This is a genomic window from Aggregatibacter kilianii, from assembly GCF_003129965.1.
Lineage (GTDB): Bacteria > Pseudomonadota > Gammaproteobacteria > Enterobacterales > Pasteurellaceae > Aggregatibacter > Aggregatibacter kilianii_A.
In genome coordinates this window covers 177,536-186,553 of sequence record NZ_NRCJ01000005.1, presented here as the reverse complement: position 1 = coordinate 186,553, position 9,018 = coordinate 177,536, and the positions used below count along the sequence as shown (strand labels likewise).

Here is a 9,018-nt window from a genome sequence, read left to right as displayed (position 1 = left end):
TTCGGGTATCTCAGCTGCAATAAGTGCGGTATGGATTCGTCGAGATTATCGCCCTCGTTATAACAAGGCACCATGAGGCTTATCATGGGTACTTGGTTTTTAGACGCTTTTTGAAAGATAGGTTCGCTTAGCTTTCCTTCTTTAAAGAGATAGTAACAAAAACCTGCAATGAGCCAATTAATCGCCATACACGCAGGGTACATAAAGACAAAAATATCTAATACTTCTAATATACTCATAATAAATTAGATTAAATATATAGAGGGTATATGTGTAGTCATGAATAATAGGTATGTGCAAGACCAGCATTAGAGATATTTATAATACTAACCATAAGCCGATATACGCAATATAAGAGAAAGCAATAGATACATTCTTACTTAACTCTCGAAATTATCAATTCTATTAATATAATCTCTAGTTTGCTGAAAGACGAATAAAATAGGCTACTTAGAATTTTCAATTTATTAATATCTAATGAATATAAAATAAAAGATGACCAATCATTAGCAGCTTATGACCCATGCATCACTTGCTGAAATTTATACTATTGATGATCAAAATTTGATCATTGTTAGTCTATAAAATACTCGCCAAAATGTCAAGTTTATGTAAGCTAAATGTCAACTGATTACAAACTAAAACACAACGCATTGATTTTGAATAAAATTATGCCGAAAGAGGAATTTACAATCATAAGACATGTCATAATAAGCATTTGAAATGTAGAAATTTATTGTTCCTAATTCATTTTTTAGAAATAGAATTATTAATGAAATAGAACTGGGAGGTCATACATCTTTGACTCATAGAGAATAAAATAACATTAAATATTTGGCAAAAAATCTATTATAGAATAATCAAAACAATCGTATTTTGTTACTTATTGATTATATAAGAATTATCAAAAATCGTTACTTTAGAAAAGTTATAGAAGAGAAATGCAGGTATAAAAGAAAGAAGTAAAACTTGACGTAGTAATAACAAAATAGAGAAAGCCACCATATTAGTTAATAATTATTAAGAATATTAAATCCATTACATTACTCCCCTTAAAAAAAGAGAAGCCTTATAACAAAAGGCTTCTCATAATATATTTGAGTTATATTTTACTTATATGTAACTCAGAACGGTTGTTTCTATATCATTTATAAAATGTAAATTATAAAATGCTTTAAAATCAATCAATTAAATATTAATTTGTCAAAATTGAAGTGTGAATACGTAAAAATAAAGAATAAAAAGACTAGATTTCAGATTTTATTTTTACACAATGTACTTACTATAAAATACCAAACAGATAATATTTGTCCATAAATTCATTGAGTTGATTATACCATTTTTACACTTATTGACTAATCACGATTAAATCCACCTCATCAGTCAGTAACTTTTCAAAATTTGACACAATATCAATGTTGGGGAACCATGCTAATGCCCGAGTGGTTGAACGCTCAAAAAATTTTATCACGTTAAACCGATGATCATTTTTAAAAAAGGGAACGTGGAAAATACGGGTAGAATACCCACTCCCCACAATGGCAACATTAATTTTCTTCATATTTGGCTATCCTTAATTAATAAAATTGTGGCGAGTATAAGATCGTTTCTATCTATCCGCCATTTAGGTTATTTATACAGAATATCTAAATAGATTTAACTTTTGACATCTTTTTTCCTAAATAAAAAGAACCAAACCAAAAATCTTGTGCTGTAAGCCAGCGCAATTAAAATCGCAAGAAAGTCAAAATAAAAGACCGCTTGCGATTCATCATAATTGAAATAGGCAAAATCTACTTGTAGCAATAAATAGGGTAACAACTCTCGTTGCACAAAAACGAAAATACCATAAGCGGCAATAATCAGCCAACAAGCTGGAATAAGCCTGCGTGCAAGCCAATGTTCAAGATCTAAACGGTAGCCATTTGCGAATAAATTAGCAATAGGTTTCCAATGTAACCCCAAATGTACACCCACTAAAATTTGCAACCAATGGGTGCTGGTCATATGAATTTTTCGCATTAAATCTGTGGTAGAGTGGAATAGCATTTCCACCAATAGATGTTTAGAAAGCATAATGCCACTGATACAAGCGGTTAAAAATGACAAAAAAGTTGCAAAATTGACCGCACTTTGCAAAATGCGATAGCTGTTATAACTGCCTGAAAAGGTCTTTTTGAGCCACCATGTATTCAGTGAAAGATGTGAGATAATCAAAGCAAAAAAGACCAAGCCGAGCCATTCGTGCGTGATTTCTTCATAAAGATGATAGCCAAAAAGAGAAAGCAATATTGCCGTTAGAACCAAATCTTGAGCGAGTTGGAGGAGATATTTTTTCTTCATAAAATTGAAATTTAAATGGTAGGGACATACGCTGTGTGTCCCTACATTTTTATTTTGTATAACCATTTTCGGTTAAGAATTTAGCTAATCTTTTTTCCACTTGTTGTTCAGCCCTTACCGTTTTATGCAAATACGCCTCAAAACCGTTTTTCACGTTGGCTTGTGGTTGAAGTTGCTGAATATCTTTATCCGTTCCACCCAAACGACTGCCACCATGACCAACCACCGGCACAATATTTTTCCCACTAAAGTCTACTTGCTCGAGCAAAGAATAAAGCGCCATTGGCATTTTGTACCACCAAATCGGATAGACCAAAAATACCGTATCTACATCGGTTATCATGCCAAGACAAGTGAAATCGTGGCATTTGTTTGGGGCAAACGTGATTTGCAAACCGCTTTGGCTTTAAAGCAGCGTTTAAAAGAACTCAAAGTAAGCTATGAACGTATTGCCGGCGATAATTGGGATGCTTTTGTAAATGCGTTTTCTGATACCGGTGACCAATGGGTGGGTAAGCAACATACTAAAGCGATTGAGGGTAATAACTGTCGGATTCGGCACAGATTAAGCAGAGCCGTTAGGCGTAGTTGCTGTTTTTTCAAATCAATGTTTTATCATATTAAATCATTTAACATTGGATTTTAGGCAATCAATCATCCCAAACAAATTTAACCCAGTACACTTTTCAGGACACCACCAGTAATTTTTTTGAATTGGCGGTGGCGGTGGCGATTTCCTTGTTTGGCTTGCATTCGGGCGCGGCGTTAGCGACTGTGGTTGGTGTATTGGTTGAAGTGCCTGTGATGCTCTCACTTGTTGCATTGTTAAACCGTTGGAATAGGCAGTGATAAGCAGTGGGATTTTCGCGATTTACAAATTTTCACGAAAATCCCTCTGTTTTTTATGGTTAGATACCACTATTCCACTTTAAACATCCCCATCATACCGAGATTTTCATGTTCCAAAATATGGCAATGGTACATTTTCAACCCAGTGTGTCCTTGCTTAAAGCGAATAATCACTTTTTCATAAGGGCGCAAATTGACTACATCTTTTAACGCCCTGCCTTCTGGCTTGAAGGTTTTGCCGTTTAATGTATGTTGAATCACTTCAAATTGAGTGCCGTGCAAATGGAACGGATGATCCATATGGCTTTCATTGAAAATTTCCCACTGTTCCACTTCATTCAATTTGGCAACAAAATCAATACGGTTCATATCAAAGGTTTGACCGTTGATTAAGAACATACCATTCATCATTGGTGGAATAGGGTTGTCCGTTGGTGTTGTAGTAGCGTGATGTGTACCGTGATTCATCATTGGCATATTCGTATGGTTCATCATTTTTTCACTAAAGCGAATTTGGCGAACCTGCTTTGGCTCATCCCAGTTAGGGAAGGACCTTAAGCTTTCAGGTAACTGAACAGGTTCTGATTTCACCTGAATTGTGGCTAAAGTGAGATCTTTAGGCTGTTCTTGCACCATCATCTTACGGCGATCATAATAACCGCTTTGTAAATTGACTGTTCCTTGCGTTTCACCCACCATAATCACTTCAACGCGTTCGGCTGGTGTAAGTAGCAGTTCATCAACAGGCGAGCGAGGTTTTTCAAGTAAACCACCTTCGGTACCCACCACAATCCATTTCACCCCTGGAATGTTTAAACGAAAATAACGAGCGCTAGTGGCATTCCAAAGACGGATTCGTTCATTCGTTTTCACTTGAATCTGGGGCTGATATTGACCGTTGATTAACACAAATTCACCCTCACGACCGTTCATCCAATCTAACATCGTGTTTGCTGGAATGGTGCCATCGGCATTTAAACGCAGATCGGAAATCACCCAATGTTGTTCAGGAAGGTGTGCAAGCGGATCATTTTTCGCTTTAACAACGAAAGTGCCTGCTAAGCCTTTATAGACTTGTTCGGAAACATGGTCATGTGGATGAGGGTGGTACCAATATGTCCCAGCACTGCCTTGAGGTAGCGTAAAGCGATAGACTTTTTTCCCTTGCGGTTCAACCATATCCATCGGGTTACCATCCGCCTCATTTGGTACATCTAAGCCGTGCCAATGTACTGTTGAGGGTTGTGGTAGGTGATTGATAAATTCAATTTCTACGGTGTCGCCTTCAAATACTTCAATTTGTGGCCCTGGTAGTTGTCCGTTATAAGCCCAAAATTCCGTTTCTTTATTGTCTGCGAGGCGAATTTTAATTGGCTCTGCTTTTAAAGTGGCTGTGAATAGCCCTGCTTGAGTCGATTGATTAGCAAGTTTTGGCAATATCCCATTAAGCGATAAACCTGAAGGCATTGCCTCAGTTGGCATTAGGCCAGTAGGTACTGAATGCATCATCGCCATATTGCCATGTTGTGCGTGGTTCATCATATTCGCAAGGCTATAAAGCGAGCTACTGGCTAAGCTAATTCCAATTCCATAACGTAAAAAATCTCGACGTTTCATTCTTTCCCCCCCTATTGGTTATAGGATTTGAACACTTCACTTTCACCGTTTTTCTTAATTAAAATAACATCATAAGGATCTTTGCGTCCGCCGTATGCTTCACCGTCCATACCTGGTGAACCAATCGGCATGCCAGGTGCGGACAAGCCAACTGCATCGGGTTTTTCTGCGAGTAAACGTTTGATATCCTCAGCAGGTACATGTCCTTCAATCACATAGCCATCAATCACGGCTGTGTGGCAAGAAGCATGTTCATATTTAATGTTAAAGCGCTTATGAGCATCATAATTGCCTGTTTCGTTGACTTTAATCTCAAAACCGTTTTTCTGCATATAGCTGATCCATTCATTACAACAGCCACAAGTCGGGCTTTTCCACACTTCCATAGAAAGTGTTTGTGCTTGAGCACAAGCGGTTATCCCTAAACTTAAAAGCAACAATGAGCGGGTAAATTTATGTAATTTCATAAGATGTCCTTATTTTTATTGAGATGGAATGGCGCAATGTTAAAGCTTGACCTAGGGTTAAGGTCAAGTAATCTGAAAAAATTCTATCATTTGAAAATTTTTCTCAAAATCCTACTGCTTGTAGTAGAGATATGCCAACGTACCATTACAGTGCAAAAAGGCGATTTTGTTGTATTGGGCGGAGCGACCAGCTCGGTAGGCATTGCCACCATTCAAATCGCCAAAATGCAAGGGGCAAACGTGATTGCTCTGTCTCGCACGCACGCCAAAGGCGATGTGCTTTTACAGAAAGGGGCGGATTTTGTGATTGCCACCAAAGAAGATGACGTTACGGCTAAATTACTAGAAATTACAAACGGCAAAGGCGTGAATTTGGTGTTCGACCCTGTGGGTGGCAAAGAAGCAGCAAAAATTATCAACGCAATGACACAAGACGGCAAATACATCATCTACGGTGCATTAAGCCACGATGATATCGCCGTGCCTGTGTTCCCAATTTTAGGCAAACACTTAACCGTGCGAGGCTATGAATTGTTTGAAATCACTACCGTACCAGAAAAACTCGCTCAAGCGAAAAAATTCGTGTTTGACGGCTTAGCAAGCGGTCAATTAAAACCAGAAATTGACAAAGTTTTTGCTTTTGATGAAATGGCGGAAGCTCACCGTTATATGGAAAGCAATGCACAGATTGGGAAGATTTTGGTAAAGGTTTGATTGTTTTAAGGTAAATATGCCGTCTGAAAAATAAGTTTCAGACGGCACATCGTTATTTTACCTGCCGATTAAGCCACCACACTAGCGAGAGCATCACAGGCACTTCCACCAGCACACCGACCACCGTTGCCAATGCCGCCCCCGAGTGCAAACCGAACAAAGAAATTGCCACCGCCAATTCAAAAAAATTACTCGTGCCAATCAAGCACGCAGGGGCGGAAATTTCGTGTGGTAATTTGAGCTATTTTGCCAAAACGTGAGCCAAGGCAAAAATGCCGTAAGTCTGTGCCAGCAAGGGAATGGCAATCAGCAAAATAATCAAGGGATTGGCAATAATGGTTTGGGTTTGAAAGGCAAACAGCAACACCACCGTCAAAATCAAACCCATAATGGAAAAAGGTTTCAGGCTGCCTGAAAAATATTCCGCTATTCTTTTTCTTTAATACCTTGAATAATCTGACACTTATCAACCGTTTTATTTTCACAACCCACAAATTGCATTAGAAAAGTTTTAACTTGTTGTAGTTCTGTGATTTGTTCGTCCAAATATGCCAAATGTTGCTCGGCAAGTGCATTGATTTCATTGCATTGTTTGCTAGGCGTTTGTTGTAATTGCAACAGCGTTTTGATGTTACTTAAAGAAAGACCGATATTACGGCAAGTTTTAATAAAGCGTAATTGTTCTAACTGATTTTCATCAAACACACGATAGCCGTTTTGTTGATGTGTAGGGGCGATTAAGCCTTGTTTTTCATAATAACGAATGGTTTCCAAATGTACGCCTGTTTGTTCACTGGCTTGTTTTATTTTAAAAAATTTTGACATTTTGGCTTGACCCTGTAATGACTACGGAGTTTATAGTATAGCAAATTTCATCTTAAAACAGGAGCAAAAAAAATGGCGTGCCAAAATTGTTGTGGTTCAAATCAGCCCATTCATCAATCGCCCAAGTACAAAAAAGCCTTGTGGATTGTCTTGATATTAAATTTATCAATGTTTTTTGTGGAAATTGTGATGGGGGTTAAATCAGGTTCAACTTCGCTGTTGTCGGACAGTTTGGATTTCTTGGGCGACAGTGCCAATTATTTGATAAGTTTGATTGTTTTGCCAATGGCGTTAAGTTACCGAGCCAAAGCATCTATGGTTAAGGGGCTAACGATGGGCGGTTTTGGTTTATTTATTTTAATGACAACCATTTATCGTGTGTTTTATGGGGAAATGCCCAGTTATTCTGAAATGAGCATTGTGGGATTTTTGGCGTTATTGATCAATGTGTCGGCATTGTTGATATTATTAAAATTTCGTGATGGCGACAGCAATGTCCGCAGTGTGTGGGTGTGTTCCCGAAACGATGCGATTGGTAATGTGGCGGTAATTTTGGCGGGTATGGCAGTTTATTTTTTTCAATCAAAATATCCTGATTTAATTGTGGCGTTTGTTTTGGCATTTTTGGCATTACAAGCCAGTCAAGAAATCATCAAAAGGGCTTGGGCGGAATTAAAAGTCAGTTAATTTAAAACACCGTTTGGATTGATGTTCAAGCGGTGTTTTTATTTTTAAATTTTGCAAAATAACTTTCAGGCTGCCTGAAAAACCTACACCCCTTTATTCCCCAGCGATTTTCGGTTTATCCACCACACCAGTGAGAGCATCACAGGCACTTCCACCAGCACACCGACCACCGTTGCCAATGCCGCCCCAGAATGCAAACCGAACAAAGAAATTGCCACCGCCACCGCCAATTCAAAAAAATTACTCGTGCCAATCAAGCACGCAGGGGCGGAAATTTCGTGTGGTAATTTGAGCCATTTTGCCAAAACGTGAGCCAAGGCAAAAATGCCGTAAGTCTGTGCCAGCAGGGGAATAGCAATCAGCAGAATAATCAAAGGGTTGGCAATAATGGTTTGGGCTTGAAAGGCGAATAGCAACACCACCGTCAAAATCAAGCCCATCACGGAAAAGGGTTTTAGGCTGCCTGAAAATTGTGCCACCGATTTACCCGATTTTTGTAAATAAGAGCGGGTAAGCCAGCCTGCCAGCAAGGGCAACAGCACATACAAAACCGTGCTTAAAATCAAGGTATTCCACGGAATTTCTATGTCGCTTACGCCGAGCAATACGCCTGCAATCGGAGCATACGCCACAATCATAATCAAATCATTGACCGAAACCTGCACCAAAGTGTAATTGGGGTCGCCTTTGACCAGTTGCGACCACACAAACACCATTGCTGTACACGGTGCCACACCCAGCAAAATCATGCCGGCAATGTATTCTTGTGCCGACTGTGCGTCCACCCAACCTGCAAAAAACACCCGAAAAAACAACCAGCCGAACACCGCCATCGTAAACGGCTTGACCAACCAGTTGATAAATAAGGTTAAAAATAAGCCCTTTGGTTTTTTGCCCACGTCTTTGATTGCCGACCAATCAATCTGAATCATCATCGGATAAATCATCAGCCAAATCAGTATCGCCACAGGCAAATTCACATGAGCCACTTCCAAAGATGCAACCCATTGAAATACATTGGGCAACCAAACACCCAAAACCACGCCCAGCACAATCGCCAACGCCACCCAAAGGCTTAAAAAACGTTCAAACAACCCCATGATTTACTCCTTATGATTAATAATTTCGCCGTCTTCTTTGACAAACGGGATCGCAAAAGGCGGTAAAAATGCCAAAACTGTTTCGGACGGACGGCATAATTTCACGCCTTTTTCGCTCACCACAATCGGACGATTGATTAAAATCGGTTCACGAAGCATGGCGGAAATGAGTTCGTCATCGCTTAACTTTTCGTTTTGCAAACCAAGCGTTTCATACGGCACTACATTCGTCCTAAGTAACTGGCGAGGCGTGATGCCCATGCGTTTGATTAAATTACGCAAAGTCGTTTCACTTGGCGGATTTTTCAAATATTCAATCACTTGTGGCTCAATACCAGCGTGGCGGATGAGTGCCAGCACATTGCGTGAAGTACCGCAGTTTGGGTTGTGATAAATGGTAATGTTCATAGTTACTC

General features: G+C 39.3%; 11 protein-coding genes and 3 pseudogenes. 4 read left to right on the top strand and 10 right to left on the bottom strand.

Annotation, left to right across the window (positions count from 1 at the left end; genetic code table 11):
- From DK430_RS05330 to DK430_RS05315, 4 genes and pseudogenes are all read right to left on the bottom strand, one after another.
- A pseudogene (locus DK430_RS05330) lies at positions 1–239 on the bottom strand (poly-beta-1,6-N-acetyl-D-glucosamine synthase); the annotation flags it as partial.
- Between the two features lie 1,109 nt (positions 240–1,348).
- The gene (locus DK430_RS05325; RefSeq protein WP_005628486.1) at positions 1,349–1,561 is read right to left on the bottom strand and encodes a Gfo/Idh/MocA family oxidoreductase; all 213 of its coding nucleotides are present in this window, start codon (positions 1,559–1,561) and stop codon (positions 1,349–1,351) included.
- Positions 1,562–1,656: 95 nt separating this feature from the next.
- Entirely contained in the window at positions 1,657–2,343 is a 687-nt protein-coding gene (locus DK430_RS05320) for a DUF4405 domain-containing protein (protein ID WP_162616809.1), read from the bottom strand.
- A gap of 49 nt (positions 2,344–2,392) precedes the next feature.
- A complete protein-coding gene (locus tag DK430_RS05315) occupies positions 2,393–2,686 on the bottom strand; it encodes a flavodoxin (RefSeq protein ID WP_005612106.1) in 294 nt (97 codons plus the stop codon).
- On the opposite strand from DK430_RS05315, the gene DK430_RS05310 reads away from it, so the two are divergent.
- Both DK430_RS05310 and DK430_RS05305 read left to right on the top strand, forming a co-directional pair.
- Entirely contained in the window at positions 2,600–2,989 is a 390-nt protein-coding gene (locus DK430_RS05310) for an IS1 family transposase (protein ID WP_162616808.1), read from the top strand. The two genes, DK430_RS05315 and DK430_RS05310, sit on opposite strands and share 87 nt — an antisense overlap.
- 53 nt (positions 2,990–3,042) lie before the next feature.
- Positions 3,043–3,192: pseudogene (locus DK430_RS05305) on the top strand (arsenical-resistance protein); the annotation flags it as partial.
- 69 nt (positions 3,193–3,261) lie between these two features.
- Here DK430_RS05305 and DK430_RS05300 read toward each other — a convergent pair.
- Together DK430_RS05300 and DK430_RS05295 are read right to left on the bottom strand one after the other, a co-directional pair.
- Positions 3,262–4,809, bottom strand: coding sequence for a multicopper oxidase family protein (locus DK430_RS05300; protein ID WP_109078055.1), 1,548 nt, complete (start codon positions 4,807–4,809; stop codon positions 3,262–3,264).
- Positions 4,810–4,820: 11 nt separating this feature from the next.
- Entirely contained in the window at positions 4,821–5,276 is a 456-nt protein-coding gene (locus tag DK430_RS05295; RefSeq protein WP_109078054.1) for a DUF411 domain-containing protein, read from the bottom strand.
- Between the two features lie 36 nt (positions 5,277–5,312).
- On the opposite strand from DK430_RS05295, the gene DK430_RS05290 reads away from it, so the two are divergent.
- Positions 5,313–5,990 carry a zinc-binding dehydrogenase gene (locus DK430_RS05290; RefSeq protein ID WP_016533871.1) on the top strand — a complete coding sequence of 226 codons (678 nt, stop codon included), beginning with the start codon at positions 5,313–5,315 and terminating at the stop codon, positions 5,988–5,990.
- A gap of 52 nt (positions 5,991–6,042) precedes the next feature.
- Here the strand turns inward: DK430_RS05290 and DK430_RS13335 are convergent.
- Together DK430_RS13335 and DK430_RS05280 are read right to left on the bottom strand one after the other, a co-directional pair.
- Positions 6,043–6,402, bottom strand: a pseudogene (locus DK430_RS13335) (arsenical-resistance protein); the annotation flags it as partial.
- 14 nt (positions 6,403–6,416) lie between these two features.
- A complete protein-coding gene (locus tag DK430_RS05280) occupies positions 6,417–6,815 on the bottom strand; it encodes a Cd(II)/Pb(II)-responsive transcriptional regulator (RefSeq protein WP_109078053.1) in 399 nt (132 codons plus the stop codon).
- Positions 6,816–6,887: 72 nt separating this feature from the next.
- On the opposite strand from DK430_RS05280, the gene DK430_RS05275 reads away from it, so the two are divergent.
- On the top strand, positions 6,888–7,502 hold the full coding sequence (locus tag DK430_RS05275; protein ID WP_010907412.1) for a cation diffusion facilitator family transporter: 615 nt from the start codon (positions 6,888–6,890) through the stop codon (positions 7,500–7,502).
- A gap of 83 nt (positions 7,503–7,585) precedes the next feature.
- Here DK430_RS05275 and arsB read toward each other — a convergent pair whose 3' ends face one another.
- The gene (gene arsB, locus DK430_RS05270) at positions 7,586–8,602 is read right to left on the bottom strand and encodes an ACR3 family arsenite efflux transporter (RefSeq protein WP_047977622.1); all 1,017 of its coding nucleotides are present in this window, start codon (positions 8,600–8,602) and stop codon (positions 7,586–7,588) included.
- A 3-nt stretch (positions 8,603–8,605) separates the two neighbouring features.
- Positions 8,606–9,010, bottom strand: coding sequence for an arsenate reductase (glutaredoxin) (gene arsC / locus DK430_RS05265; protein WP_047977621.1), 405 nt, complete (start codon positions 9,008–9,010; stop codon positions 8,606–8,608).
- Between the last annotated feature and the right edge of the window lie 8 nt (positions 9,011–9,018).

Bases quoted from the DNA above. Each gene is read 5' to 3' on its own strand.
- DK430_RS05325 (WP_005628486.1), bottom strand. From the start codon at position 1,561: ATGAAGAAAATTAATGTTGCCATTGTGGGGAGTGGGTATTCTACCCGT.
- DK430_RS05320 (WP_162616809.1), bottom strand. From the start codon at position 2,343: ATGAAGAAAAAATATCTCCTCCAACTCGCTCAAGATTTGGTTCTAACG.
- DK430_RS05315 (WP_005612106.1), bottom strand. From the start codon at position 2,686: ATGATAACCGATGTAGATACGGTATTTTTGGTCTATCCGATTTGGTGG.
- DK430_RS05300 (WP_109078055.1), bottom strand. From the start codon at position 4,809: ATGAAACGTCGAGATTTTTTACGTTATGGAATTGGAATTAGCTTAGCC.
- DK430_RS05295 (WP_109078054.1), bottom strand. From the start codon at position 5,276: ATGAAATTACATAAATTTACCCGCTCATTGTTGCTTTTAAGTTTAGGG.
- DK430_RS05290 (WP_016533871.1), top strand. From the start codon at position 5,313: ATGTTAAAGCTTGACCTAGGGTTAAGGTCAAGTAATCTGAAAAAATTC.
- DK430_RS05280 (WP_109078053.1), bottom strand. From the start codon at position 6,815: ATGTCAAAATTTTTTAAAATAAAACAAGCCAGTGAACAAACAGGCGTA.
- DK430_RS05275 (WP_010907412.1), top strand. From the start codon at position 6,888: ATGGCGTGCCAAAATTGTTGTGGTTCAAATCAGCCCATTCATCAATCG.
- arsB (WP_047977622.1), bottom strand. From the start codon at position 8,602: ATGGGGTTGTTTGAACGTTTTTTAAGCCTTTGGGTGGCGTTGGCGATT.
- arsC (WP_047977621.1), bottom strand. From the start codon at position 9,010: ATGAACATTACCATTTATCACAACCCAAACTGCGGTACTTCACGCAAT.